29 protein-coding genes are annotated in these 23761 nt (G+C 69.2%); 23 read left to right on the forward strand and 6 right to left on the reverse strand.

Annotated features, from left to right (window positions below; genetic code table 11):
- The first annotated feature begins 35 nt into the window (after positions 1-35).
- From fliN to FV218_RS13445, 7 genes are all read left to right on the forward strand, one after another.
- Complete coding sequence (fliN, locus tag FV218_RS13415; protein ID WP_056089245.1) at positions 36-407, forward strand: flagellar motor switch protein FliN; 372 nt, start codon at positions 36-38, stop codon at positions 405-407.
- A gap of 4 nt (positions 408-411) precedes the next feature.
- On the forward strand, positions 412-1455 hold the full coding sequence (locus FV218_RS13420; protein ID WP_187273056.1) for a flagellar motor switch protein FliG: 1044 nt from the start codon (positions 412-414) through the stop codon (positions 1453-1455).
- A 53-nt stretch (positions 1456-1508) separates the two neighbouring features.
- Entirely contained in the window at positions 1509-2567 is a 1059-nt protein-coding gene (locus FV218_RS13425) for an EscU/YscU/HrcU family type III secretion system export apparatus switch protein (RefSeq protein ID WP_147710106.1), read from the forward strand.
- Positions 2567-3022 (forward strand): hypothetical protein, encoded by a 456-nt coding sequence (locus tag FV218_RS13430; protein ID WP_056089251.1) that lies wholly within the window; start codon positions 2567-2569, stop codon positions 3020-3022. Before FV218_RS13425 ends, FV218_RS13430 begins: the two co-directional genes overlap by 1 nt.
- Positions 3023-3422: 400 nt before the next feature.
- Positions 3423-4112 (forward strand): response regulator transcription factor, encoded by a 690-nt coding sequence (locus FV218_RS13435; protein ID WP_147710107.1) that lies wholly within the window; start codon positions 3423-3425, stop codon positions 4110-4112.
- 542 nt (positions 4113-4654) lie between these two features.
- Positions 4655-5449 (forward strand): ABC transporter ATP-binding protein, encoded by a 795-nt coding sequence (locus FV218_RS13440; protein ID WP_147710108.1) that lies wholly within the window; start codon positions 4655-4657, stop codon positions 5447-5449.
- On the forward strand, positions 5442-6341 hold the full coding sequence (locus FV218_RS13445) for an ABC transporter permease (protein WP_056089261.1): 900 nt from the start codon (positions 5442-5444) through the stop codon (positions 6339-6341). The genes FV218_RS13440 and FV218_RS13445 overlap by 8 nt, the downstream gene beginning before the upstream one ends.
- A gap of 81 nt (positions 6342-6422) precedes the next feature.
- On the opposite strand, the gene FV218_RS13450 is transcribed toward FV218_RS13445, so the two are convergent.
- Entirely contained in the window at positions 6423-7181 is a 759-nt protein-coding gene (locus FV218_RS13450) for a GntR family transcriptional regulator (protein ID WP_187273057.1), read from the reverse strand.
- A gap of 105 nt (positions 7182-7286) precedes the next feature.
- Here FV218_RS13450 and FV218_RS13455 point away from each other — a divergent pair, with 105 nt between their 5' ends.
- From FV218_RS13455 to FV218_RS13485, 7 genes are all read left to right on the forward strand, one after another.
- Positions 7287-8306 (forward strand): ABC transporter substrate-binding protein, encoded by a 1020-nt coding sequence (locus FV218_RS13455; RefSeq protein ID WP_056089266.1) that lies wholly within the window; start codon positions 7287-7289, stop codon positions 8304-8306.
- 3 nt (positions 8307-8309) lie between these two features.
- The gene (locus FV218_RS13460) at positions 8310-9095 is read left to right on the forward strand and encodes a succinate dehydrogenase/fumarate reductase iron-sulfur subunit (protein ID WP_147710110.1); all 786 of its coding nucleotides are present in this window, start codon (positions 8310-8312) and stop codon (positions 9093-9095) included.
- Positions 9092-9421, forward strand: coding sequence for a succinate dehydrogenase (locus tag FV218_RS13465; RefSeq protein WP_056089271.1), 330 nt, complete (start codon positions 9092-9094; stop codon positions 9419-9421). Before FV218_RS13460 ends, FV218_RS13465 begins: the two co-directional genes overlap by 4 nt.
- Positions 9418-9792 carry a succinate dehydrogenase gene (locus tag FV218_RS13470; RefSeq protein ID WP_147710111.1) on the forward strand — a complete coding sequence of 125 codons (375 nt, stop codon included), beginning with the start codon at positions 9418-9420 and terminating at the stop codon, positions 9790-9792. Before FV218_RS13465 ends, FV218_RS13470 begins: the two co-directional genes overlap by 4 nt.
- Before the next feature lie 40 nt (positions 9793-9832).
- Positions 9833-10705, forward strand: a complete 873-nt coding sequence (locus tag FV218_RS13475) for a fumarate hydratase (RefSeq protein WP_056089275.1) — start codon at positions 9833-9835, stop codon at positions 10703-10705.
- A gap of 85 nt (positions 10706-10790) precedes the next feature.
- Positions 10791-11396 (forward strand): fumarate hydratase C-terminal domain-containing protein, encoded by a 606-nt coding sequence (locus tag FV218_RS13480; protein ID WP_147710112.1) that lies wholly within the window; start codon positions 10791-10793, stop codon positions 11394-11396.
- Positions 11396-13126 carry an FAD-binding protein gene (locus FV218_RS13485; protein ID WP_147710113.1) on the forward strand — a complete coding sequence of 577 codons (1731 nt, stop codon included), beginning with the start codon at positions 11396-11398 and terminating at the stop codon, positions 13124-13126. Before FV218_RS13480 ends, FV218_RS13485 begins: the two co-directional genes overlap by 1 nt.
- Positions 13127-13164: 38 nt before the next feature.
- On the opposite strand, the gene FV218_RS13490 is transcribed toward FV218_RS13485, so the two are convergent.
- Positions 13165-13908: a sulfite exporter TauE/SafE family protein gene (locus FV218_RS13490; protein WP_147710114.1), complete on the reverse strand. Its 744-nt coding sequence runs from the start codon at positions 13906-13908 to the stop codon at positions 13165-13167.
- A 323-nt stretch (positions 13909-14231) separates the two neighbouring features.
- Here FV218_RS13490 and FV218_RS13495 point away from each other — a divergent pair, with 323 nt between their 5' ends.
- From FV218_RS13495 to FV218_RS13525, 7 genes are all read left to right on the forward strand, one after another.
- Complete coding sequence (locus tag FV218_RS13495) at positions 14232-14549, forward strand: UxaA family hydrolase (RefSeq protein ID WP_056089287.1); 318 nt, start codon at positions 14232-14234, stop codon at positions 14547-14549.
- Positions 14550-14574: 25 nt separating this feature from the next.
- Positions 14575-15837, forward strand: coding sequence for a UxaA family hydrolase (locus tag FV218_RS13500; protein WP_281407829.1), 1263 nt, complete (start codon positions 14575-14577; stop codon positions 15835-15837).
- 176 nt (positions 15838-16013) lie between these two features.
- Entirely contained in the window at positions 16014-16955 is a 942-nt protein-coding gene (locus FV218_RS13505; protein ID WP_147710124.1) for a hydroxyacid dehydrogenase, read from the forward strand.
- Positions 16956-16960: 5 nt separating this feature from the next.
- The gene (locus FV218_RS13510; protein WP_147710116.1) at positions 16961-17950 is read left to right on the forward strand and encodes an Ldh family oxidoreductase; all 990 of its coding nucleotides are present in this window, start codon (positions 16961-16963) and stop codon (positions 17948-17950) included.
- A 161-nt stretch (positions 17951-18111) separates the two neighbouring features.
- Positions 18112-18840: a GntR family transcriptional regulator gene (locus tag FV218_RS13515; protein WP_147710117.1), complete on the forward strand. Its 729-nt coding sequence runs from the start codon at positions 18112-18114 to the stop codon at positions 18838-18840.
- 38 nt (positions 18841-18878) lie between these two features.
- Complete coding sequence (locus FV218_RS13520) at positions 18879-20084, forward strand: molybdopterin-dependent oxidoreductase (RefSeq protein ID WP_147710118.1); 1206 nt, start codon at positions 18879-18881, stop codon at positions 20082-20084.
- A gap of 101 nt (positions 20085-20185) precedes the next feature.
- Positions 20186-20470 carry a cytochrome c gene (locus FV218_RS13525; protein ID WP_348642032.1) on the forward strand — a complete coding sequence of 95 codons (285 nt, stop codon included), beginning with the start codon at positions 20186-20188 and terminating at the stop codon, positions 20468-20470.
- A gap of 101 nt (positions 20471-20571) precedes the next feature.
- Here the strand turns inward: FV218_RS13525 and FV218_RS13530 are convergent, their stop codons facing one another.
- On the reverse strand, positions 20572-20814 hold the full coding sequence (locus FV218_RS13530) for a hypothetical protein (RefSeq protein WP_147710119.1): 243 nt from the start codon (positions 20812-20814) through the stop codon (positions 20572-20574).
- 134 nt (positions 20815-20948) lie between these two features.
- Here FV218_RS13530 and FV218_RS13535 point away from each other — a divergent pair, with 134 nt between their 5' ends.
- Positions 20949-22070, forward strand: a complete 1122-nt coding sequence (locus FV218_RS13535; protein WP_147710120.1) for a YeiH family protein — start codon at positions 20949-20951, stop codon at positions 22068-22070.
- 47 nt (positions 22071-22117) lie between these two features.
- Here the strand turns inward: FV218_RS13535 and FV218_RS23450 are convergent, their stop codons facing one another.
- The gene (locus FV218_RS23450; protein ID WP_274533112.1) at positions 22118-22249 is read right to left on the reverse strand and encodes a hypothetical protein; all 132 of its coding nucleotides are present in this window, start codon (positions 22247-22249) and stop codon (positions 22118-22120) included.
- 388 nt (positions 22250-22637) lie between these two features.
- Here FV218_RS23450 and FV218_RS13540 point away from each other — a divergent pair, with 388 nt between their 5' ends.
- Complete coding sequence (locus tag FV218_RS13540; protein ID WP_147710121.1) at positions 22638-22838, forward strand: hypothetical protein; 201 nt, start codon at positions 22638-22640, stop codon at positions 22836-22838.
- A gap of 346 nt (positions 22839-23184) precedes the next feature.
- Here the strand turns inward: FV218_RS13540 and FV218_RS13545 are convergent, their stop codons facing one another.
- Positions 23185-23382 carry a hypothetical protein gene (locus tag FV218_RS13545; RefSeq protein WP_056089312.1) on the reverse strand — a complete coding sequence of 66 codons (198 nt, stop codon included), beginning with the start codon at positions 23380-23382 and terminating at the stop codon, positions 23185-23187.
- A 180-nt stretch (positions 23383-23562) separates the two neighbouring features.
- On the reverse strand, positions 23563-23757 hold the full coding sequence (locus FV218_RS23230; RefSeq protein ID WP_246685116.1) for a hypothetical protein: 195 nt from the start codon (positions 23755-23757) through the stop codon (positions 23563-23565).
- Positions 23758-23761 lie beyond the last annotated feature (4 nt).

The following is a 23761-nucleotide window of genomic DNA, read 5'->3' on the forward strand; positions in this document are numbered from 1 at the left end:
TTTGACCCCCGACGCCCCCCCCTGACGAGCGGACGATGAGCAACAGCCCCTTCGACGACGCCCCCCCGGCGGGCATCGCTCCCGTCTTCCCGAGCGTGGCGCCGGCCGCCGCCCCGGCCGCCGAGGCCCGCATCGGCGACACCCGCAACATCGATTCGATCCTGCGCATTCCGGTCCTCATCCAGGTGGTGCTCGGCTCGGCGACCATGCCGGTGGCCGACCTGATGAAGCTCGGGCGCGGCGCCATCGTCTCCCTCGACCACCGGGTCGGCGAGCCCGTGGACGTCACCGTCAACGGGCGCGTGGTCGCCCGCGGCGAGATCGTCGTGGTGGAAGAGGACAATTCCCGCTTCGGGGTCTCCCTGACGGAGATCGTCGGCCCGGCCGATTCCGGACAGAATGGCTGACCCGATGAGCGTGGGCAGCGTGCCGATCCCCCAGAAATCCCCGGGACTCCCGCGCCAGCTCGCCCCCGTGGACGAGGTCGCGGCCCTGCTGCTCGCCATGGGCAAGCCGGCGGCCGGCCGCCTGCTGAAGTATTTCGAGGCCGACGAGATCAAGCGCATCACCCGCTCGGCGATGCAGCTCGGCTCCGTCAGTGCCCATCAGCTCGACACCATCGTGGATGCGTTCTCGGGCGAGTTCTCCAACGGCGGCAGCCTCATCGGCACCGTACAGGAAGTCGAGAAGCTTCTCACCGGCCTGATCCCGGCCGCCCAGCTCGCCGAGATCCTCGCCGACGTGCGCGGTGATTCCACCCGGTCCGTCTGGGACCGGATGTCGGAGGTCTCCGAGACCGTCCTGGCGAGCACCCTCGTCAAGGAGCATCCCCAGACGGCGGCCCTGATCCTGTCGCGGATCAAGCCGGCCACCGCCGCCAAGGTGATGGCCCACCTGCCCCTGCCCCTGCGCAACACGGTGATGCGCCGGATGCTGACGTTCAAGCCCGTGGTCGACGAGATCATGCAGTCGGTCCAGCGTGCCCTGCACGAGGACTTCCTCATCAACGGCTCGCGCAATTCGGGGGCCGACACCCACGCCAAGATGGCCGACATCATCAACAAGATGGAGCGCACGCAGATCGACGACGTGCTGACGAGCCTGGGGGAATCCCGTCCCAAATCCGTGGAGATCCTCAAGGGCCTGCTGTTCACCTTCGACGACATCGTCAAGCTGGCGCCCCGCGCGCGCACCACCCTGTTCGACGCCGTGCCCAACGACCGCCTCGTCATGGCCCTCAAGGGCACGGACGCGGAGTTCCGCACCGTGGTCCTCGGCGCCCTCTCGGCCCGGGTGAAGCGGATGGTCGAGCACGAGCTCAACGGTGGCGAGCCGGCGGCGCAGAAGGACGTGCTGGAGGCCCGCCGCTCCATCACCGATCTCGCTATGGAGATGGCCGGGCGCGGCGACATCGAGATCAACGCCGGAGGCGAGGTTGAGCCCCTCGTCCGCTGAGGGCGGCGAGCCCGTGACCGGCGAAATCACGGTCCGGCCACGCGGCCGCCCGCATGTCTGACGATCAGGAGAGCAAGACCGAGGACGCCACCGAGAAGCGGGTGCGCGACGCCGTCGAGAAGGGCGACGTCCCGTTCTCCCGCGAGGCGCCGGTCTTCGCCTCGATCCTCGGGCTGCTCATCGCGCTCAGCCTCGTGGTGCGCGACGGGACCGGCCCCCTGGTCCGCGACCTCATCCCGTTCATCGACCACCCGCGCGACTTCGCCCTCGGGAACAGCCAGGACGCCGCCATGATCCTCCAGGGCACCGCCCTGGCGGCGGCCCGGTTCCTGATCCCGATCCTGGCGATCCTGGGCGGGTGCAGCCTCGTCGCCTCCCTGGTGCAGAACGTGCCGAGCGTGGTGGGCGAGCGCATCCGGCCGCAATGGTCCAGGATCTCGCTCGCCAAGGGCTGGGGACGGATCTTCGGAAAATCGGGTCAGGTCGAATTCCTGAAATCGCTCTTTAAATTCCTGAGCGTCACCGTCGTCGCCCTGCTGCTCCTGCGCTCGGAGGGCAACAAAGCCGTGAATGCCATGTTCTCCGACCCGAGCCAGATCCCCGACCTGATCCTCACCGTGGCGATCCGCCTCGTGTCGGTGGTCAGCATCGCCACCATCGTCATCGTGGCGGCCGACCTCGTCTGGTCGCGCCTGCGCTGGCAGCGCTCGATCCGCATGTCGAAGCAGGATCTCAAGGACGAGCACAAGCAGTCCGAGGGCGATCCCCTGGTCAAGGGCCGCCTGCGGTCCATGGCACAGGACCGCTCGCGCAAGCGCATGCTCGCAAACGTGAAGAACGCCACCCTGGTCATCGCCAACCCGACCCACTACGCCATTGCCTTGCGCTATGCCCGCGACGAACAGCCCGCGCCCCTGGTTCTCGCCAGGGGCAAGGATCTCCTGGCCCTGCGTATCCGTGAAATCGCCGAGGCGAACGGCATTCCGGTGGTGGAAGACAAGCTTCTCGCAAGGTCCCTGTATGACAGTGTCGAAGTCGATCAGATGATTCCGGCGGAGTTCTACAGCGCAGTGGCCCAAGTCCTGTTCTTCCTGTTCTCGAAAGCCCGCTGATGAGCGCTCGTCCCACGTTGGAATCGAGCGGCACCGAAGATGTGCTCGCAGCGGCCGAGCGCGTCTTCGCCACGGCGATCCGCGACTTCATCGCCGAACTCTGTCTCCTCGACGGCGGCATCCTCATCGGATGGGTGCAGGGCGGGCGCCACGGCAACATCGCCGACCTCGTCGCCTCCTCGGCCGAGCCGTTCTTCAAGGAAGCCACCATCGCGTATGCAGACGGGGCCGACGTGCGCTTCGACTGGGGGCGCTCGCTCACCGTGGTCCTCGACATGGAGTTCGTCACCGCGCCCGTGACGGTGTTCTTCAAGCTCGTCCTCGACGGCGTCTATGTCGGCGTCGCGATCCAGCGCATCCTGGCCGACCAGGAGGGCGACACGGGGCCGGGCTTCTGCCTCGACGGCTTCGCCAGCGCCCTCGACGGCGCCCGGATCGCCCCCGCGGCGGTCTGAATCCGCCCGGAGGCGCGCGGCGCGCAGCCGCCCGGATCGCCCTCCATCGATACAACCAAGACTTGATCTCCCACCTGCTCCAATGGACTCAGGATGGGACGATCGGTGACCTATGTCAGACAGGCCATTGACCTGCCTTCGTGCGCCGGACATGGATAGTCCAGCGGGCACGAATCACCATGCGATGAAGAACTTCGGACGAGACCGTACAGAATGCTGGACAGATATCAGCATATTTAAGGGAAAAACTTGATTTCCCGATAAAACGAACTGTATTCCCGAACCAATCCAAACACATCATAGGGAAAATCGACCCGCGGCTTGGGATGGGGAAGACGTAAACCGAATGCAAGCGATGTGTGATTGTCGGCCGGAGCCTGGTCGTCTGGGGAGGCGGTAGATGTATATCTTGGTCGACACCCGGCAATCGGTGAATGCCGGGTACAAGGCCAGCTTCGACCGGGAGGGCATCTCTTCCCTCGGTCTGGCGCCGGACGAGTTCGCCAACTGGTTTCAGGCCTCGTCGCGCCTCGACCGCGAAGCGATCCAGGGCTTCCTGCTGGGTGATTTCGAGGACCGGGCCAAGTGTGCCGGCGCCATCCGCAGGCTCTCCCGCGCGCCGATCATCGCGCTGAGCGACGTGCGCTCCCTCGACCAGACCCTGCTGTTGTTCGAGGCCGGCATCGACGACGTGCTGCCGAAACCCGTCCATGTCCGCGAAATCCTGGCCCGGTCCGAGGCGATCTGGCGCCGGGTCAACGGCGGCGCGCCCCTGGCGCCCCGCGACATGCCGCCGGTCCCCACAGACCGCCTCAGGGTGTTCTTCGACGGGCGCGACCCCGAGGTGGACGGCGAAGCCCTGTCCCTGCCGCGCCGCGAGCGCCACATCCTCGAATGCCTCGTGCGCAACCGGGGCAAGCGGATGACCAAGACCCAGATCTACAACGTGGTCTACGGCGTCTACAGCAACGGCGTCGAGGAGAGCGTCATCGAGGGGCACGTGAGCAAGCTGCGCAAGAAGCTCGCCACCCGCCTCGGCTTCGACCCCATCGAGGCCAAGCGTTTCATGGGCTACACCTTCGTCGGGTAGGGCCGGCGCCGGACGCACCGGACGGGAACATGCGGACCTGAACGAGACGCCCCCCCCGCGGTCGTCGGCATCGGCGGGCGTGCACGGCCGGGAGGTGGCCTCGATGTCGATGGCCACGGGGCATCCCGAACCTTATTGCCGAGTCTTCTTGCGTTTGCCCCATCGACGCCGGCCGCTCGCCGCGTCGGATGGAGTCTTGATCGTCCGGCCGGCAAAGTGGCGTTCGCGAGACCGGGATCGCCCCCCTCAAACCGCGCGGTAACCGGCCCGTATCAAATCCAAAAATAGCAATAAATTCCTGTCTTATATTAGATAGATAACCCGTTTACAGGGCCGAGTTTGCTTGTTATCCAAGAGCCTACGGACGGTTCGGACCGATCTCGCTGTCGCACCATAACCCTCGGTTGCGGCACGAGATTCCGCCAATTCACGGTGGCCCGGGCTATGGGTCGCAGGCGCGCCGGACGTCCGGGTGAAAAGCGGCATCAGACCGCTCACGGAAATGGAATGGCCGCCATGCGGGTGGCTGAAGGGAGGATGCTATGAGCTTGGCAACAAGCCTGCCATCGGACTTCACTGAGCCCCTGCTCGACGTCGATGGCGTCACACTCCGGTACAAGACGCCCCATCATCTCGTCACGGCCACCTACCGGGTCAGCTTCCAGGTGTTTCCGAGCGACCGGTTCGTCCTGCTCGGGCCATCGGGATGCGGAAAATCCACGCTTCTGAAATCGGTCGGCGGCTACATGGCCCCGACGGAGGGCCAGATCCGCCTGAAGAATCAGGTCGTCACCGAGCCCGGACCGGACCGGATGATGGTGTTCCAGGAATTCGATCAGCTCCTGCCCTGGAAGACCGTGCGCCAGAACGTGGTCTTCGCCCTCGAGGCGTCGGGGCGCCTGGCGGGCCGCGCCGCCGACGAGCGGGCGATGCACTACATCGACAAGGTCAACCTCAGCGCCTTCGCCGACAGCTATCCGCACATGCTGTCGGGCGGCATGAAGCAGCGCGTGGCCATCGCCCGGGGCATGGCGATGGAACCCGACATCCTCCTGATGGACGAACCCTTCGCGGCGCTGGACGCCCTGACGCGCCGGCGGATGCAGGACGAGCTCCTGGCCCTGTGGGAGGAGACCCGCTTCACGGTCCTGTTCGTCACCCACTCGATCCCCGAGGCCATCAAGATCGGCTCGCGCATCCTGCTGCTCTCGCCCCATCCCGGCGAGGTCAAGGCCGAGCTCAACACGGCCGGCTCACCGCAGGACGTGCTCCTGCTGGAGCAACGCATCCACCAAATGCTGTTTTCCGAAGAGATCAAGGAGGCAGAGAATGTCTAGGACCGCGAAGGCCCTCGTGTCTCCCATCGTCCTGCGGCCGAGCCGCCCCGAGATCGTCCGCGACAGCGGCGGCAGCTACGGGGGCGCCATCGTCGAGAAGCCCCTCTCCACGGTCGAACGGCTCTACAACCATGCCTGGCTGCGCAAGCTCGTCATCCTGGCGGCGCTGGCCCTGATCTGGGAGGCCTACGGGCGCATCCTCGACAACGATCTCCTGTTCCCGACCTTCTCCGCCACGGTGACGGCCTTCGCCCACGGGGTCGCGGACGGGACGCTGCCGATGCGGGCCTGGGGATCGATCAAGGTGCTGCTCATCGGCTACGGCCTCGGAATCGTCCTGGCGACGGTGCTCACCGGCATCGCCATCAGCTCGCGCATCGGCACCGACTTCCTCGAGACGATGACGTCGATGTTCAACCCCCTGCCGGCCATCGCCCTGCTTCCCCTGGCCCTGATCTGGTTCGGCCTCGGCAACGGCAGCCTCATCTTCGTGCTGGTCCATTCCGTGACCTGGGCCATCGCCCTGAACACGCATTCGGGCTTCCTCTCGGTCAGTCGCACCCTGAAGATGGTCGGCCGCAACTACGGCCTGCGCGGCGGCAGGCTGATCACCAAGATCCTGATCCCCGCCGCCTTCCCGAGCATCCTCACGGGCCTGAAGGTCGGCTGGGCCTTCGCCTGGCGCACCCTCATCGCGGCGGAACTCGTCTTCGGCGTCAGTTCGGGTTCGGGCGGCCTCGGATGGTTCATCTTCGAGAACAAGAACATGCTCGACATCCCCAACGTCTTCGCCGGGCTGCTGACGGTGATCATCATCGGTCTCTGCGTCGAGAACCTGATCTTCCAGACCATCGAGCGCCACACCCTGCAGCGCTGGGGCATGCAGGCGTGACCGTCCCGGGCACAGAGCGCCCACGCGGGATCTGAAGCGACCGGCCGGGGCGGGAGCTGTCCCACCCGTCCGGAGCTCCGGTCAATCGAGGTCGGAGCGGTAGTGCAGCGCCGCCGTCCAGCTCTGACGGTACTCGATCGGCGCGCCCGCCAGGGACACCGCCACCCGGCGCACGAGGAGCAGGGGCGCCGCCGGCGGGCAGCCGAGGGCGGCCGCGACGGCGGCGCTCGCGCCGTCGGTGGCGATCTCGTCCCGCGCCCGCGCCACGGTCTGGCCGCAGCGGGCCTGATACAGCACGTAGATCTCCTCCAGCATCTCGGCGCCCGGCTCGGCGTGGAGTTGCGCGAACAGGTCCGCCGGCAGCGCGATGCGCTCGTAGACCATCGGGACGCCGTCCTCGCTGCGGGTGCGCAGCAGGACCAGCGCCTTCGCGCCCGCCGCCAGACCGAGCCGGGCGCGGTCCTCGGCATCGGCCCGGGCCATTCCGGCCGCGAGGACGTGGGCCACGGGGCGGAACGGCCGGCCGTCGCCGTGGACGAAGCGCAGGAAGCGGAAGCGGGAGCGATCGCTCGAGTGCGGCACCACCTGCGTGCCACGCCCGTGCTGGCGCTCCAGCAGCCCCTGCCCGACGAGATCCTCCATCGCCTTGCGTATCGTCCCGATGGAGACGCCGAGATCCGTGGCGAGCTGCGGCTCGCTCGGCAGGTAGCTGCCGGGCGTCCAGATTCCGTCCACGATCCGGCGCAGCATCAGGTCGCGCGCCTGCAGGTAGAGCGGGCGGCTCGCCAGGGGCTCGTTTTGGTGCGCAGGATTGGGGGCGGTTCGGATGGCGTTCGGCAAGGCGCAACTCATATATATGACATATGACCGTTGACAGCGATCGTCCCGAGGCTATCGTGGCCCTCGGCACCGGACCAGAGAATTCGGGCAGACGAGGAGGAACACATGGCGCTCGGCCGTCTCAATCGGCTCTGCGGAGCCGCAGCCCTCGTCACGGCGAGCCTGCTGGCCGGATCGGGAGCAGCCTGGGCCGAGGCGTCCGTCGTGCGCCTCGCCAAGCAGTTCGGCATCTCCTACCTGCCCCTCACCGTGATGGAGGAGGAGCGGCTCATCGAGAAGCATGCCCGCCAGCAGGGGCTTGACCTGACGACCGAGTGGCTGCGCTTCACCGGCGGCTCCGGCATGAACGAAGCCCTGCTGTCGGGAAACCTCGACTTCGCCGCTGGCGGCGTCGGGCCGATGCTGACGATCTGGGGCCGCACCCGGGGCAACATGATGGTCAAGGGCGTGGCGGCCTTGAACGCCATGCCGCTCTGGCTGGTCACGGTGAATCCGGCGGTGAAATCGATCAAGGACTTCACCGAGAAGGACAAGATCGCCCTGCCGACGGCCAAGAGCTCGATCCAGGCGATCACCCTGCAGATGGCCGCCGAGAAGGCCTTCGGACCCGGCCAGCAGGGCAAGCTCGATCCGCTCACGGTCTCCATGGGCCACCCCGACGCCCAGACGGCGATGCTCGGCGGCCGCTCCGAGATCACCGCGCATTTCGGCGCCCCGCCGTTCCAGGAGGTGGAGCTGAAGGACCCCAAAGCCCGCAAGGTGCTCGACAGCTACGACGTGCTCGGCGGGCCGCACACCTTCAACCTCGTCTGGGCGAGCAGCCGCTTCGTCTCCGCCAACCCGAAGATCGTCGCCGCCTTCCGGGGCGCCCTGGAGGAGAGCCTGGCCCTGATCAAGGCGGAGCCCAACCGGGTCGCCGCCCTCTGGATCAAGGCGGAGAACGCCAAGCTGACCGAGGCCGAAGCGGTGGACATTATCCGCGCGCCGCAGACCGGCTGGACCAGCGCGCCCCTGAACATGCTCGCCTATCTCGACTACATGAACCGCGCCGGCCTTGTCAGCGCCAAGGCCGCCGACCAGGGCGAGCTGTTCTTCCCCGGCGCCGTCACGAAGGCGGAGCGCTGAGGCATGAACGCTCCGATCCCGAACGCGGCGCTGAACGGTCGTGCGGTCGAGCCCGCGACCGGGGCGATGCTGACGGTGCGCATCCGGCGGGACGGCGGCATTCAGACCTTCGCCGTGGCGCGGCGCCCGGCCCAGACCATCCTCGACGTGGTCACCGAGATCCAGCGCGAGCAGGACCCGACGCTGGCCTACCGCTTCGCCTGCCGGGTCGGCATGTGCGGATCCTGCGCCATGATGGTGAACGGCCGCCCGCGCTGGACCTGCCGCACCCGGGTCGCGGCGGTGGCGGCGAGCGACGGCCTGACGCTCGAACCCCTGCGCAACCTGCCGGTGGTCAAGGATCTGGCCGTCGACATGGAGCCGTTCTTCGAGAAGTGGACGGCCGCGCACGGCGCCTTCGAGCCCGGCGATGCACCGACCGTGGACTTCGCCGTGGTGGCGCCGGACTCGCCCGAGCGCCGGGCCGTGGATGCCGGCATCGAGTGCATCAATTGCGGGGTCTGCTACGCCGCCTGCGACGTGGTGACGTGGAACCCGGACTACCTCGGGCCGGCCGCCCTCAACCGGGCCTGGACCCTGGTGAACGACGTCCGCGACCGGGGCCGGGAGGCACGCCTCGAGGCCGTCTCGGGCGATGCCGGCTGCCAATCCTGCCACACCCACATGAGCTGCACCGAGAGCTGCCCCAAGGCGCTGGCGCCGACCTTCGCCATCGCGGGCCTCAAGCGCGAGACCGCCAAAGCGTCCCTCCGGCGGCTCGGCGCCCGTCGCTTCCGGAGGTCGGCATGAACCCGCTCCTCTACGTCGCCCAGCGCGGCACCGCCGTGATCCTGGCCGTCGCCGTGGCGGTCCATCTCGGCACCATCCTGTACGCCGTGCGCGGCGGCCTCACCGCCGGGGAGATCCTCGGCCGCACCCAGGGCAACCGCGCCTTCCTCGCCTTCTACGGTGTCTTCGTCATCGCGGCGGCGATCCATGCGCCCATCGGCCTGCGCAGCATCCTGCGCGAGTGGACGGGCTGGCGCGGGCGTTCCCTCGACGGCGCGATGCTCGCCGTCTCGGCGCTCCTGGTCGTCCTCGGGCTGCGCGCCGCCCTCGCGGTCTACATCGCATGAATGCCGGGACGCAGGCGGCCCCCCTGCCCCGGCGCGGCGCGGCGCGCCCGCGCGCCGGCCTTGCCGCCGCCCTCCTGCACCGCCTGTCAGGCATCGCCCTCGCGCTGTTCCTGCCGATGCACTTCATCGCCCTCGGGACCGCGCTGCAGGGGGCCGACCGCCTGGAGAGCTTCCTCGGGCTGACCCATAACGGCTTCGTGCGCACGGCCGAATGGGGCCTCGTCAGCGCGCTGGCCCTGCATCTCGTCCTCGGACTGCGCGTGCTCGCCATCGAGTGGTTCGCCACGCGCGAGCGGACGGCGCTCATGGTCTCGCTCTGCGTGGCGGCGGCTCTGGCGGTCGGGCTCCTGTTCCTGCTCGGCGGCGCCTGACCCTCGGCCCTTCCGCCCCCAACCCCCTAAGGAGACCGGCATGGACCTCGATCTCTCCGAAGTCGAAGCCTTGTGCAGGGACCTCTACGTCCGTGCCCTGAAACTCCTGCCCCCCGACATCAAGGCGGGCTTCGCCGACCTGGCGCGGGAGGAGACCAGCGCCACCGGCCGGGCGATCCTCGGCACCATGGTCGAAAACATCGCGGTGGCCGAGCGCACGCGCAACATCCTGTGCCAGGACACCGGCATTCCGATCTACAACGTGGTGATCGGGCGCGACGTGCGCTTCGACGGCGCCGACCTCAAGGCCGCCATCCGGCGCGGCTGCGCGCGCGCCACCACCGAGCATTCCCTGCGCTCCTCCGTGGTCCACCCGATCACCCGCGTGAACGAGCAGACCTCCTGCGGCATCCGCGTGCCGATCATCCATGTGGATTTCGACGACCGGCCCGAGACGGTCGCGATCGAGATGATCCCGAAGGGGTCGGGCTCGGAGAACGGCTCGTTCCTGCAGATGCTGCTGCCCTCCGACGGCATCAACGCGGTCAAGCGCTTCGTCATCGACCGGGTGATCGAGCTCGGCGGCCGCGTCTGCCCGCCGACCATCGTGGGCGTCGGCATCGGCGGCACCTCGGACCTGTGCATGCACCTCGCCAAGGTGGCGGCGACCCGCAAGCTGCGCACCGCCTGTTCCGACCCCGACGGCGCCCGGATCGAGGCGGAGCTGTCGCGCGCCGTCAATGAGCTCGGCATCGGGCCGCAGGGGCTCGGCGGGCGCTCCACGAGCTTCGCCGTCCATGTCGAGATCGCCGCGACCCACATCACCCAGAATCCGGTGGCGGTGAACATCCAGTGCCATTCGGCCCGCCGCGCCCGAGCGACCTTCACGCCGGGCGGCATCGCCTTCGACTGATCTAAACGTCCGCGACTGATCCAAGCGTCCGCGACGGATCCAAGCGTCTGCGACTGATCCAAGCGGCCTCCGGGAGAGCAGCGTCATGCACCACGTTCTCGACATGCCGATCGATGCCGCGCGGGCGCGCGCCCTGCGGATCGGCGACACCGTCACCCTGCGCAAAACCCTGTTCGGCATCCGGGACGCGACCCTGATCCACATGTTCGACCAGGGCCGCCGCACGCATCTCGACCTGTCGGGTCACGCCGTCATCCACACGGCGCCCAACGTCCACCGCGTGCCGGTCTCGGCCGAGGCCCCCGTCGGCTACGCGCCGTTCTGCATCGGCACCACCACCTCCATGCGGATGGAGCGCTTCACCGACGCCTTGATGCGGCGGGAAGGCGTGCGCCTCATCGTCGGCAAGGGCGGCATGGGCCCGAAGACCCTCGACGCCTTCGCCGAACAGGGCGGCGCCTACCTCGCCATCGTCGGCGGCGCCGCCGCCCTGGAGACCACCTGGATCGAGCGGATCGAGGACATCGACCTCGACGACCTCCACCCCGAGAGCCTGTGGAAGTTCGCGATCCGCGATTTCGGGCCCCTCCTCGTCGGCATGGATTCCCACGGCGGATCGCTCTTCGCCGAGGTCCAGCGCGACGTCGCCGGCCGGCGCGACGCCATCATCGAGAGCCTGGGAGCCACCTGATGCGGGCTGACCTCACCACCGTCGAGACCGACATCCTCATCCTGGGCTCCGGTGGGGCGGGCCTGTTCGCGGCGCTTCATGCCAAGAAGACCGCGCCCGACCTCGACGTCACCGTCGCGGTGAAGGGCCTGCTCGGCAAGTGCGGCTGCACCCGCATGGTCCAGGGCGGCTACAACGTGGCCCTGGCGCCGGGCGATTCCGTCGAGCGCCACTTCATGGATACGATCGAGGGCGGCAAGTGGCTCAACGACCAGGCCCTGGCCTGGACCCTGGTGACCGAGGCGCAGGTCCGCATCCGCGAACTCGAGACCGAGCTCGGCTGCTTCTTCGACCGCAACCCCGACGGCAGCGTCCACCAGAAGGCCTTCGCGGGGCAGACCTTCGACAGGACCGTACACAAGGGCGACCTCACCGGCATCGAGATCATCAACCGCCTGTCCGAACAGGTCTGGCGCCGCGACGTCCGGCGCCTCGAGGACCACCGCGCCCTCGACCTGATCCCGGCGGCGGACGGCTCCGGCCTCGCCGGCGTGCTCATGCTCGACATGCGAACCGGAATCCCGGTCCTGGTGCGCGCCAAGGCGACCCTGCTGGCCACGGGCGGCGGTCCGACCATGTACAGGTTCCACACGCCGTCCGGCGACAAGACCTGCGACGGCCTCGCCATGGCGTTGCGCGGCGGCCTTCCCTTGCGCGACATGGAGATGGTGCAGTTCCATCCCACCGGCCTCCTCGCCGGCGCGGGCACCCGGATGACCGGCACGGTGCTGGAGGAGGGATTGCGGGGCGCGGGCGGCTGGCTGCTCGACGCCACCGGCGAGCGCTTCATGCATCACTATGATCCGCGCGCGGAGCGGGCGACCCGCGACGTCGTCAGCCGCTCGATCATGCGGCGCATCCGCGACGGACAGGCCAGCCCGAACGGCGGCGTCTACCTCCAGATGAGCCATCTCGGCCCCGACGACGTCCGGCGGATGTTCAGGGGCATGGTCGAGCGCTGTGCCGATTGCGGCTTCGACCTCGCGGGCGGGCGCGTCGAGGTCATCCCGACCGCCCATTACATGATGGGCGGGGTCGCCTTCCGCCCCGGCTGCGGCACCGAAGTACCGGGCCTCTACGCCGCCGGCGAGGATACCGGCGGGGTCCACGGCGCCAATCGCCTCGGCGGCAACGGCGTCGCCAATTCCACCGTGTTCGGGGGCCTCGCCGGCGCCGCCATGGCGCGCGACATCCGGAGCGTGACAACCCTGGCCGAGCCCGATCCGAACGCCATCGAGGCCGGCCTTGCGCGTGCCTTCGGTCCCCTCGGGCGCCCGTCCGAGAACCTCGAATCCATCCGCGAAGCCCTCTACGCGACGATGTGGGACGATGTCGGCATCCTGCGCGACGCCGCCGGGCTGGCCCGGGCCGGCGCCCGCCTCGACGACCTCGCCGGGGCCGTCGCCCGGGCGGGCGTCGCGGACGGGGACCGCCGCTACAACCTGACCTGGATGGACCGGCTGAACCTCGAGAACCTCGTCCTCGTCAGCAGGTCGATCTGCGCCGCCGCCCTGGCCCGCACCGACAGCCGTGGGGCACATTTTCGCGAGGATTTCCCCGACACCTCGGACCTCGCGACCTCGCACTACACCGTCGTGCGGCAGGGCGACCCCACCCTCGACGTCACCCTGGAGCCCGTTGCCTTCACGCATGTGCGTCCCGGCGAATCCCTGCTCGACGCGGCGGCCTGAGGCGATCCCGCGCACCGCCGGGACCGGGCGGGCGCGGGTCAGTGCAGCAGGCCGGGGAGTGCCAGGGCGGTCGTCGTGATGCCGATGGCAGCGAGCAGGGCGAGCACGATCGATCGGAACCGGCGCTGGTCGATATGGCCGAACAGCGACAGCCCGGCCAGCACGCTCACGAGGACGATGGGGAGCCCGAGGGCGAGGTCGCCCATCAGTTCGGGCGGGAACGGATTGAACACGGCCAGGATCGCCAGGGACCAGATCTGCAGGACCAGGGTGAAGCTCTGGTAGACGGCGCGCTGCATGCGCGGTTCCCAGCCGCGCACGAGGCTCCAGGCGGTGGGAAGCGCGCCCGACAGGCCGGCGATGCCGCCGAGGATGCCGCCGAGGAACCCGACCGCCCCGTCGCTCCAGGCGTTGCCGAACGACACCCGGTAGTCGCTGCGCAGCGTCGCCACGACGGCGCTGTACAAGATCAGGAAGATCCCGATCAGCACCTTCACCAGTTCGGGGTTGAGGTCCTGCAGGAGGTAGATCCCGATGGGCGCCCCGACGAGCCCGGGACCGATCATGGCGAGTGCCGTGGCGCGCGGCGGCAGGGTCCGCAGCCGAAGCACCGACAGGGCCTGCGAGAGGATGCTGCAGGTGAGCACCAGCGCCGTCGCCTCGATGGGCGCCCGGATCGACAGCAGGGTGCCGGAGGCCACCAGCGCGAAGGCGAAGCCCGTCAGGCCGGACACGAGACCCGCGCAGCTCAGGCACAGGACGATCTGGAGGGTCTCGCTCACGATGCGCCTCTGGCTCCTCGGCCGCCGACGGCACGCGGGAGCGGTGCGGGCGGTGTCGATCGCGAGCAGGACGACGTCGTGATCGATATTGGTCTTATATAAGAATGATGCCCGATCAAGTGCGCCTGTGGTACCGGACAGATGCGTGCACCGTAGGCGCTCACCTAGGCGCGATTTCTCATTTTTTTGCATCCCGTTCGGCAGCTCATGCGGCCCGGGCGGAACGACGCGGTGCTTCCTCGATTGACGCGTCGAACTATGCTGTCTTATACAAGACTCAGTCGCAGCAAAGAGCCGACGGCTTCACCAAGGAGGACCCCGGAATGAATAGTCACGCCGGATCGGGCGAGGGGCGCACGAAGCCGCACCTTCTCGCGCATAGCCCGCTGGACAACGTCGCCGTCGCCGTCATCGAAGGTCTCAGGGCCGACACCGACGCCCTCGGCGTCATCACGGAGGATGATTCGACCTTCGCGGTGAACGTCCGGCACGACATCCCGATCGGCCACAAGGTGGCGCTCACCGACCTGAAGGCCGGCGATACGGCCATCAAGTACGGCCAGGATATCGGGAAGATCATCAAGGACGTCGCCAAGGGCGAGCACGTCCACGTGCAGAACCTCAAGACGAAGCGCTGGTGAGGTGGCGATGCCCGGAGAGAACATCATGAACGTCCCCGAGACCACCTTCCCCTTCGTCGGCGGAGCCCCCGACCAGTTCGCCACCACGGCCCTCGGCTCCGGCCGCGCCTCCGCGGATACCAAGGCCGCCACCTTCATGGGCTGGCGCCGCGAGAACGGCCGCGTCGGCGTGCGCAACCACGTCGTGCTTCTGCCCCTCGACGACCTGTCGAATGCCGCCTGCGAGGCCGTGGCCAACTCCATCAAGGGCACGATGGCCCTGCCGCACGCCTATGGCCGCCTGCAGTTCGGCGCGGATCTCGATCTCCACTTCCGCACCCTGATCGGCATCGGCTCGAACCCGAACGTCGCGGCCGTCGTGGTCATCGGCATCGAGGACCAGTGGACCAACCGGATCGTCGAGGGCATCGCCAAGACCGGCAAGCCCGTGGTCGGGTTCGGCATCGAGGGCTACGGCGACATCGCCACCATCGCCAAGGCCAGCTACCAGGCCAAGCGCTTCGTGCAATGGGCGACCGAACTGCCCCGCGAGGAATGCCCGATCGCCGACCTCTGGATCTCGACGAAATGCGGCGAGTCCGACACCACCACCGGGCTTTCCTCCTGCCCCACCGTGGGCAACCTCTACGACAAGCTGATCCCGCAGGGGATCTACGGCGTGTTCGGCGAGACCTCGGAGATCACCGGCGCCGAGCACCTCTGCCGCGAGCGCGCCGCCACGCCCGAGATCGGCGACAAGTGGTTCGCCATGTGGAAGTCCTACCAGGACGACGTCATCGAGGCCCACAAGACCGACGATCTCTCCGATTCGCAGCCGACCAAGGGCAACATCCTCGGCGGTCTCAGCACCATTGAGGAGAAGGCACTCGGCAACCTCGAGAAGATCGGCCACGACAGCCGCTTCATCGACGCGCTCCAGCCGGCGGAGGCACCCGCCAAGGGGCCCGGCCTGTACTACATGGACACCTCGTCGGCGGCCGCCGAATGCATCACCCTGATGGCGGCGGCGGGCTACGTCGTCCACACCTTCCCCACCGGCCAGGGCAACGTCATCGGCAACCCCATCGTCCCGGTGATCAAGATCACCGGAAACCCGCGCACGGTCCGCACCATGGGCGAGCACATCGACGTCGACGTCTCGGGCGTGCTCACCCGGGAGATGACCATCCCGCAGGCCGGCGACGCGCTCATCGACATGGTGGTCCGGACGGCGAACGGGCGTCTCACGGCCGCCGAATCCCTCGGCCACCGTGAGTTCGTGATGACGAAGCTGTACCGCAGCGCCTGACGGGCGGGCTCGCGCGCCGCGTTCCGATCCGGAACGCGGCGTCTCCCGTTCGGACAGGCAGTGCCGTACCCGCCCACGATCGTGGATGATCGGCCGCGACGGCCCCTCGCACCATGCCTCCCCTCGCCAAGCAGAGCCGAAGCGCCATGCCGACGACAGAAGCCTCCCAGGGTCGCATGCCGAAGATCGTCATCAGCGAATTCATGGACGAAGCCGCCATCGCGGCCGAACTCGGCGGGTTCGCAACCCTCTACGATCCGGGCCTCGTCGACCAGCCCGCCGACCTGATGGCGGCGCTGGCGGGCGCGGACGCCCTGGTGGTCCGCAACCGCACGCAGGTGACCGCGGCGCTCCTGGCCGCCGCACCCGACCTCAAGGTGGTCGGACGCCTCGGGGTCGGTCTCGACAACATCGATCTCGCGGCGTGCGGCGCGCGCGGCGTCGCGGTCTATCCCGCCACCGGCGCCAACGACGTCGCGGTCGCCGAGTACGTCATCGGCACGGCGATGCTGCTCCTGCGCGGCGCCTACGGCGCGACCGACGCGGTGGCGGCGGGAACCTGGCCGCGCAACGCGCTGATGGGCCGGGAGATCTCCGGCAAGCGCCTCGGCCTCGTCGGCTTCGGCGCCATCGCCCGCGAGACCGCGCGCCGCGCCGTTGCCCTGGGCATGCAGGTCGCGGCCCACGATCCCCTCTTGCCGGCCGACGATCCGGCGTGGCGGCCGGGCTACGGCACGATTGCGCGCCTGGATCTCGACGCCCTCCTCGCCGGCAGCGACGTGTTGTCCCTGCACGTGCCGCTGACGCCCGAGACGCGGGGGATGATCGATGCGCGGGCCCTCGCCCGGATGCCGGCCGGGGCCGTTCTGATCAACGCCGCGCGGGGCGAGGTGGTCGAGGTCGCCGCGGTGGCGGCGGCCCTGCGCGGCGGACATCTCGGCGGGGCCGCCCTCGACGTCTTCCCGCAGGAACCCCTGGACGCGGCGGCGGGCGCCGTGTTCCGGGACCTGCCCAACCTCATCCTGACTCCGCACATCGCCGGGGTGACGCGGGAATCGAACGTGCGCGTCTCGGCCGTCACGGCGCAGGCCGTGCGCCGTCACCTCGCCGAGGGCTGAAAGCCATGACGACCCTGACCCTCGCCGAAGCCCACACCCTCGTGGCCGATGCCCTGGTCCGCTGCGGGACGCTGCCGCCCGCGGCACGGAGCGTCGCCCGGGCCCTCGTCGGCGCCGAGGCCGACGGGCTCAAGGGCCACGGCCTCTCGCGGGTGGCGTCCTACGCGGCGCAGGTCCGGGCCGGGAAGGTGGTGGGCGACGCGGCGGTCGCGACGACGCGGCCCCGGCCCGGCCTCCTCGCGGTGGATGCCGCCCACGGCTTCGCCTATCCAGCCCTCGACGCGGTGATCGAGGCGCTTCCGCCGATGGTCCGGGACCAGGGCATCGCGGCGGCCGGCATCCGCCGTTCCCACCATTGCGGCGCGGCGGGGCGGCCCGTGGAGGCCCTGGCCGAGGCCGGTCTCGTGGCGATCCTGTTCGCCAACACCCCGGCGGCCATGGCGCCCTGGGGCGGGTCGCGGGCGGTGTTCGGGACCAACCCCCTCGCCTTCGCCTGTCCCCTGCCCGGGCGCGCGCCCATCGTCATCGACCTGTCCCTCTCGAAGGTGGCGCGCGGCTCGATCATGGCCGCCCGGCAGCGCGGCGAGGCCATTCCCGAGGGCTGGGCCCTCGATGCCGAGGGCCGGCCGACGACCGATCCGGGCGCGGCCCTGAAGGGCACCATGGTGCCCCTCGGCGATGCCAAAGGCACCGCGCTCGCCCTGATGGTGGAGCTTCTCGCTGCCGGCCTGACGGGCGGGCGCTTCGCCGCCGAGGCGAGCTCGTTCCTCGATGCCGACGGCGATCCGCCGGGAACCGGCCAACTCGTCCTCGCCATCGCGGCGGATGCGTTCGGGCCCGGCGCCCTGGCCCGGTTCGCCGATCTCGCGGGCTCCATCGAGGCGCAGGACGGGGCGCGCCTGCCCGGCGCGCGCCGCCTCGCCCTCCGGACCCGGGCCGAGGCCGAGGGGCTCACCGTCCCGGATGCCCTCGTGGCCGAGATCGGGGCGCTCTGACCATGAAGGCCGCCATCCCGAGCGGATTTCGTCCCAGGCCTCCGGCCCTTCGGATCGACCGATTGCCCGGAGCCGGGCTCGGCCTTAACGAAGAACGGGACACCGTGCTGGGAAACCTCTCCTTTCCTCCTCCCACGCCCGGGGAGCAGCGGCGCACCGACATGGAACGCACAGGTGGCAATGCGGTCGGCTTCCGGCCGCTCTATCGACAGGTCTACGACACGCTCCTGCGCCGCCTTGCCGATGCGGTCTGGCAGCCGGGCCAGATCCTGCCGAGCGAAGGCGTGCTCGCCGCCGAACTCGGCGTCAGTCAGGGGACGGTGCGGAAAGCCCTCGACGCGCTCACCGCCGACAGCCTCCTGGTGCGCCGCCAGGGGCGCGGCACCTTCGTGGCCGAGCACGACGACAAGCAGAGCGTCTTCCGCTTCTTCAAGCTGAGGCCCGACGGGGCGGTCGCCGGGACGCCGTCGAGCCGCGTCGTCGCCATCGCGGAGGCCGCCGCCACCCTCGACGAGCGCGACCGGCTCGCCCTCCTGCGCAACGCGCGCGTGGTGCGGCTGGAGCGGGTGCGCTCCCTCGACGGGCGCGTCTGCCTGTTCGAGACCATCGCGGTCCCGTCGAGCCTGTTTCCCGGCCTGGCCGGGATGGTGCTCCCGAACACGCTCTACAGCCTCTACGCGACCCGGTTCGGCATCACGATCGCGACCGCGCACGAGCGCCTGAAGGCGATCGCGCTCAGCCCCGACAAGGCGGCCCTGCTGGACAAGCCGGCGGGAACGCCCGTCCTCGAAGTCGACCGCGTCGCCGTCGATCTCGAGGACCGCCCGGTGGAGTGGCGCCTGTCGACCTGCCTCACCGAGGACATCCACTACGCCTCCGTCCTGCGATGATCGCGCGGAGGCCGCCAGCGGGACATGGAGATTCCGGGATGATCGAGACCGATCGCAGAACGCTCCTGAGGCAGGCCGGGGCCGGGCTTCTCGGTGCCGCCCTTGCACCCTTCGCGGCCCGGGCCGGCGAGGCCGTCACCCTGCCCTTCGGCAACGGCGAGCGCCCCCTCGTGGCCTATCCGGGCAAGCGCCCGCTGCTGCAGATGACCGCGCGGCCGCCACAGCTGGAGACGCCGTTCGCGGTCTTCGACGCGGGCGCGATCACCCCGAACGACGCCTTCTTCGTGCGCTATCACCTCGCCGACATCCCGACCTCCATCGATCCCGACAGCTTCCGCCTGACGGTCGCGGGGCATGTCGATGGGCCGGTCTCGCTGTCCCTCGCCGAGCTCAAGGCGATGCCGAACGCCGAGATCGTCGCGGTCAACCAGTGCTCGGGCAATTCCCGCGGCTTCGTCGAGCCCCGCGTCGCCGGCGGCCAGCTCGCCAACGGCGCCATGGGCAATGCCCGCTGGACGGGCGTGCCGCTGAAAGCCGTGCTCGACCGGGCCGGCGTGAAGGCCGGCGCCGTGCAGGTGATGTTCGAGGGCCTCGACGGCCCGGTCCTCCCGGAAACCCCGGACTTCGCCAAGGCCCTCGCCATCGATCACGCCCGCGACGGCGAGGTGATGCTGGCCTGGGCCATGAACGGGGAGGACCTGCCCTGGCTCAACGGCTACCCCCTGCGCCTCGTGGTCCCGGGCTTCTACGGCACCTACTGGGTCAAGCACCTCGACGCGATCACGGTGCTGGACAAGCCCTACGAGGGCTTCTGGATGAAATCGGCCTATCGCATTCCCGACACGGCCTGCGCCTGCGTCGAGCCCGGCCAGACCCCCGAGGCCACCGTGCCGATCCATCGCCTGACCATCCGGTCCTTCGTGACGAACCTCGCCGACGGGGCCACGATCCGGGCCGGACGGACGGACCTGCGCGGCATCGCCTTCGACGGCGGCTCCGGCATCGCGGCGGTCTCCGTCTCCGTCGACGACGGCCGCACCTGGACCGGGGCGATGCTCGGGCCCGATCTCGGGCGCTATTCCTTCCGGCCCTGGACCCTGTCGGTCGACCTCCCGGCCGGTTCGCACGCCCTCCGGGTTCGGGCGACGGGCAACGACGGGGGCGTCCAGCCGATGGCCGCGCGCTGGAACCCACCGGGCTACATGCGCAACGTCATCGAGACCGTCCGCGTGCGGGCAGCGTGAGGGCAGCCAGGATGACGATGCGTTCTCAGACGATCCTGCCGGCGAGCCTCGGGTTGTTGGCAACTCTGGGGGTCTTGGCGAGTATGGGGGTCTTGGCGAGTATGGGGGTCTTGGCGAGCCTCCCCGCGATCGCCGCGCCGCGGACCTACGAACTCCCCGAACCGACGGCATCGTTGCGGCCGGCGGCCGGCCGGGAATCCGGGTTCGAGGCGGCCCAGGCCAATTGCATGACCTGCCATTCCGTCGACTACATCGCCATGCAGCCGCCGGGGAAGGGTGTTGCGTTCTGGACCAGTGAGGTGACGAAGATGACGAAGGTCTATCACGCCCCGATCAACGAGGCCGACGCCAGGGCCATCGCGGATTACCTCGCCGCGGCGTACTAGGGCACGCTTTCGAAGACGTGGAGACCGGCTCATCGCAAACCGGCATGGCTCTCCACCTCGGGGACAGAATGGATGACCCGCTCCGATTTCAGTCGGCGGATTTAGAGGATGGCGGTGATGAAGGCGGCGACCTGCGCATGAGCATTCGCGACCATCTGCGCCACGGGCTCGTCGGCGAAGTAGATCCGGCCCGCCGTCAGAGTCGCGGCGATCAGCCAGAATCCGATCAGAGCGACGCTGCGCGCGCGCCGGTCACCCGTCGCGGACGGGCCGTGGCAAGCGATCTCGACGGGTTCGCCGAACGGATCGAAGGCCATCGCCGGCTGGTCGCTACACTTGCTCATACGCTTAGATGTCGCGCTTCGGGCTCGCTCGATCAATGGATGCGTTTTGCGAAGATGTCCGCGGGCGGAGAGTGTTGTTCTCCGGGGGGCGGGACACGCAGAAGTTCCTTCCTCGTGCCTCAAGGGAAGGCACCATGAGCGCCAAGGGCCTCGCGACGGCACGCGCCGGGACGGCGCAGCCGAGGATCGCGTCCGGCAAGATCGCCTCGCTCCTGCCGGGCATCCTCGTCTGCCTCGCCGTGACCCTGGTGTCCCTGGCCGTGCAGGCGATCGAGGAGCGCGCCACGGGCCATCCCTACATCGAGGCCCTCGTCATCGCGATCCTGCTCGGGATCGCCCTGCGCACCGTCTGGAGTCCGGGCGAGCGCTTCCGGGCCGGCATCGCGTTCTCGGCCAAGCAGGTTCTGGAACTCGCCGTCACCCTGCTGGGCGCCTCCGTCAGCCTCGGCGCCATCGTCGCGTCGGGGACAAGCCTTCTCGTGGGCATCGTCGCCACGGTGGTCCTGGCGATCGTCGCGAGCTACGCCATCTGCCGGGTCCTCGGCCTGCCCGCCCGGATGGCGATCCTGGTGGCCTGCGGCAACGCCATCTGTGGCAACTCGGCCATCGCCGCCGTGGCGCCGGTGATCGGGGCCGACAGCAAGGACGTGGTCGCGGCCATCGCCTTCACGGCCGTCCTCGGCGTGCTGATGGTCCTGGGCCTGCCCCTGTTCATCCCCCTCGTGGGCCTGTCGGAGCACCAGTACGGCACGCTCGCGGGCCTCACGGTCTACGCCGTGCCGCAGGTGCTCGCCGCCACGGTCCCGGTCGGCATCCTGGCGACGCAGGTCGGCACCCTGGTCAAGCTGGTCCGCGTCCTGATGCTCGGGCCCGTCGTGGTCGCGTTCTCGTTCATCGCGCCCTACCTGCCGCCGGAGGGCGCATCTTCCGGGCAGGGGGCGTCTTCCAAGAAAGACGCATCCCCGAAGGGCAGGCCCGGACGCCTCGGCTTCTTCAAGATCGTGCCCTGGTTCATCCTCGGCTTCCTGGCGCTCGCGACCCTGCGCTCCCTGGGGATCGTCCCGGACGCGGCCACGCCGCCGATCACCCGGCTGGCGGGCCTGCTCACCGTGGTGTCGATGGCGGCGCTCGGGCTCGGCGTCGACGTCCGCGTGCTGGCCCGGGTCGGCGGCCGGGTGACCCTGGCGGTGACCGGCTCGCTGATCGTCCTCCTCGCCGTCAGCCTGTCGCTGATCTGGGCCTTGCGGATTTCGTAATCATCGTCCGCCCTTCGTGCGCCTGTCACCGTGGAAGCGGATTGGAATCAGGGACGTCGCCGCGCGGAGGGCCGGTACCAGCAGCCGGCCTCCTTCAGTACCCAGAACCCGATGCGGACATAGGCAACCCACACCAGAAACTGGCGGCGGATGCCGGTCGGGGCATGATCGTCGGTCATGACTGATTCCCACGTGCACTGTCGTTGCCGGAGGACCACCTAGTATTTTGGTACTAGTACAGAAGGGCGATGCCGCCCCGCCGCCTTCACGATTCTGTGGGAGGCGACGGGATCGTTCCCCCCATGGTGGTGTCACCCGCCGGAGGGCCATCGACGGTTGCCGGGCGGGGTCCGGTTGCGACGGCCAATCCGGAACCGACGAGAATCCCCAACGATCGACGCGATGATGGTCCCGCGCAACCTCCCGGCGGCGCGGCCATCCGGAGAAGGGCGCTGACGCGGATGCCCATGTTTTTCCTGAAACTCCCGGCTTTCCTTGCGCGTACCACCCGGATCGCGCGCAATGGCGGGGAGGAAAAACGTATTGCCAGATGCCGAGCCAATGGCTGTGGAAGAGACCCTCACCCCACGGCGATCCTACCGCGCCATCACCCGGAACGGCGACGGCCAGATCGTTCACGTACGGGACATCCAGGCAGGCAGCGACGCGGAAGCGATCGGGATCGTCACCGAAAGGGATGTCGACGGTCGCACCGACCTCTATGACGAGAATGGCCTCGTCCAGCGCTTCGACACGCAGGCGACGTAGTCGGGAACCGCCCGGCGACTTCGATCACGGCCGTCGCCGAGGGCCGGCATAGGCGGGGCCGTCCCGGCTCCGGGACGGCCCTTCGCCCCCGGTCGAACCCATCGCCGTTCCGGGGACTTTCGTTCCCCGGGGGACAGCCGGATTGGTAGTCACACCCGCGGGACTCATGGTCGATCTGCTGGCCCATGGGTATGCGCTGGAAACGGCGGCCCCCCGGGGCATCTGTGCGCAGGGTGAAGCGGAACGACCGGATTTACGCGAACCGCCCGTAGCCCGAATCTTTGTAGGGTCCGTCAAGGCTCGGAGGGGGCGACAGGGCTGTGTTGCCATGGCCCCCTCCTGCCGATTACGCCTCGGCCTCGGCATCGTCCGCGTCGAGGATCGTCTCCAGATCGCCCGTCAGCGCTTCGAGCTGCTCGGATGTGGCGACGATCTTGAACTTGGTGCCATCCTCAGCCTCGACGGCGATCTCAACGTGATCACCGACCCTGGCAGCCAGGGCCTGCTTGAGGGTGTAGCTCGTGACGTCTTTGTTCGCTGCCATATGGGCCTCCTGCATCGGCAGCGGGTAACGCGAGGCGGGGCCTCGAAGGCCCTGCGACAGAACCTCACGCGCTCACCCGGCCGATGCTTTTCGAGGCCGCCGTTTTCCCCGGGCTGAAGAATCCCGTCGCCCGCATCCCCGTGCCGGGTTGGCGTGTCCCGGGAGACGGCTACGGGCGCGCTACCACCCGCCGCCCCCCCTCATGCTTCGCTGCCGGCAGGTTCGACCCATATCCTCATAGCCTGCGGGGCAGCGACGAACGCACGCCCCGGCGGCATATTTCAGCGGTGGCCGGCAGGCTCGACTGAAGCGCTGTTCCTGGAACAGGAAGTCTTTGGCCGGGCTCTGCGCCGCGGCCGGGCCGGAGAGGGCCATCGGC

The sequence above is a fragment of the Methylobacterium sp. WL69 genome (assembly GCF_008039485.1).
In the GTDB taxonomy this organism is placed as follows: Bacteria; Pseudomonadota; Alphaproteobacteria; order Rhizobiales; family Beijerinckiaceae; genus Methylobacterium.

Excerpts from the sequence above, each read along its gene's own strand:
- FV218_RS13460 (WP_147710110.1), top strand. The coding sequence starts at position 8,310 with ATGAACGCTCCGATCCCGAACGCGGCGCTGAACGGTCGTGCGGTCGAG.
- FV218_RS13535 (WP_147710120.1), top strand. The coding sequence starts at position 20,949 with ATGAGCGCCAAGGGCCTCGCGACGGCACGCGCCGGGACGGCGCAGCCG.
- FV218_RS13435 (WP_147710107.1), top strand. The coding sequence starts at position 3,423 with ATGTATATCTTGGTCGACACCCGGCAATCGGTGAATGCCGGGTACAAG.
- FV218_RS13525 (WP_348642032.1), top strand. The coding sequence starts at position 20,186 with ATGGGGGTCTTGGCGAGCCTCCCCGCGATCGCCGCGCCGCGGACCTAC.
- FV218_RS13495 (WP_056089287.1), top strand. The coding sequence starts at position 14,232 with ATGAATAGTCACGCCGGATCGGGCGAGGGGCGCACGAAGCCGCACCTT.
- FV218_RS13430 (WP_056089251.1), top strand. The coding sequence starts at position 2,567 with ATGAGCGCTCGTCCCACGTTGGAATCGAGCGGCACCGAAGATGTGCTC.
- FV218_RS13505 (WP_147710124.1), top strand. The coding sequence starts at position 16,014 with ATGCCGAAGATCGTCATCAGCGAATTCATGGACGAAGCCGCCATCGCG.
- FV218_RS23230 (WP_246685116.1), bottom strand. The coding sequence starts at position 23,757 with ATGGCCCTCTCCGGCCCGGCCGCGGCGCAGAGCCCGGCCAAAGACTTC.
- FV218_RS13445 (WP_056089261.1), top strand. The coding sequence starts at position 5,442 with ATGTCTAGGACCGCGAAGGCCCTCGTGTCTCCCATCGTCCTGCGGCCG.
- FV218_RS13485 (WP_147710113.1), top strand. The coding sequence starts at position 11,396 with ATGCGGGCTGACCTCACCACCGTCGAGACCGACATCCTCATCCTGGGC.
- FV218_RS13480 (WP_147710112.1), top strand. The coding sequence starts at position 10,791 with ATGCACCACGTTCTCGACATGCCGATCGATGCCGCGCGGGCGCGCGCC.
- FV218_RS13475 (WP_056089275.1), top strand. The coding sequence starts at position 9,833 with ATGGACCTCGATCTCTCCGAAGTCGAAGCCTTGTGCAGGGACCTCTAC.
- FV218_RS13470 (WP_147710111.1), top strand. The coding sequence starts at position 9,418 with ATGAATGCCGGGACGCAGGCGGCCCCCCTGCCCCGGCGCGGCGCGGCG.
- FV218_RS13455 (WP_056089266.1), top strand. The coding sequence starts at position 7,287 with ATGGCGCTCGGCCGTCTCAATCGGCTCTGCGGAGCCGCAGCCCTCGTC.
- FV218_RS13500 (WP_281407829.1), top strand. The coding sequence starts at position 14,575 with ATGAACGTCCCCGAGACCACCTTCCCCTTCGTCGGCGGAGCCCCCGAC.
- fliN (WP_056089245.1), top strand. The coding sequence starts at position 36 with ATGAGCAACAGCCCCTTCGACGACGCCCCCCCGGCGGGCATCGCTCCC.
- FV218_RS13515 (WP_147710117.1), top strand. The coding sequence starts at position 18,112 with ATGGAACGCACAGGTGGCAATGCGGTCGGCTTCCGGCCGCTCTATCGA.
- FV218_RS13420 (WP_187273056.1), top strand. The coding sequence starts at position 412 with ATGAGCGTGGGCAGCGTGCCGATCCCCCAGAAATCCCCGGGACTCCCG.
- FV218_RS13545 (WP_056089312.1), bottom strand. The coding sequence starts at position 23,382 with ATGGCAGCGAACAAAGACGTCACGAGCTACACCCTCAAGCAGGCCCTG.
- FV218_RS13440 (WP_147710108.1), top strand. The coding sequence starts at position 4,655 with ATGAGCTTGGCAACAAGCCTGCCATCGGACTTCACTGAGCCCCTGCTC.
- FV218_RS13425 (WP_147710106.1), top strand. The coding sequence starts at position 1,509 with ATGTCTGACGATCAGGAGAGCAAGACCGAGGACGCCACCGAGAAGCGG.
- FV218_RS13510 (WP_147710116.1), top strand. The coding sequence starts at position 16,961 with ATGACGACCCTGACCCTCGCCGAAGCCCACACCCTCGTGGCCGATGCC.
- FV218_RS13530 (WP_147710119.1), bottom strand. The coding sequence starts at position 20,814 with ATGAGCAAGTGTAGCGACCAGCCGGCGATGGCCTTCGATCCGTTCGGC.
- FV218_RS13465 (WP_056089271.1), top strand. The coding sequence starts at position 9,092 with ATGAACCCGCTCCTCTACGTCGCCCAGCGCGGCACCGCCGTGATCCTG.
- FV218_RS13520 (WP_147710118.1), top strand. The coding sequence starts at position 18,879 with ATGATCGAGACCGATCGCAGAACGCTCCTGAGGCAGGCCGGGGCCGGG.
- FV218_RS23450 (WP_274533112.1), bottom strand. The coding sequence starts at position 22,249 with ATGACCGACGATCATGCCCCGACCGGCATCCGCCGCCAGTTTCTGGTG.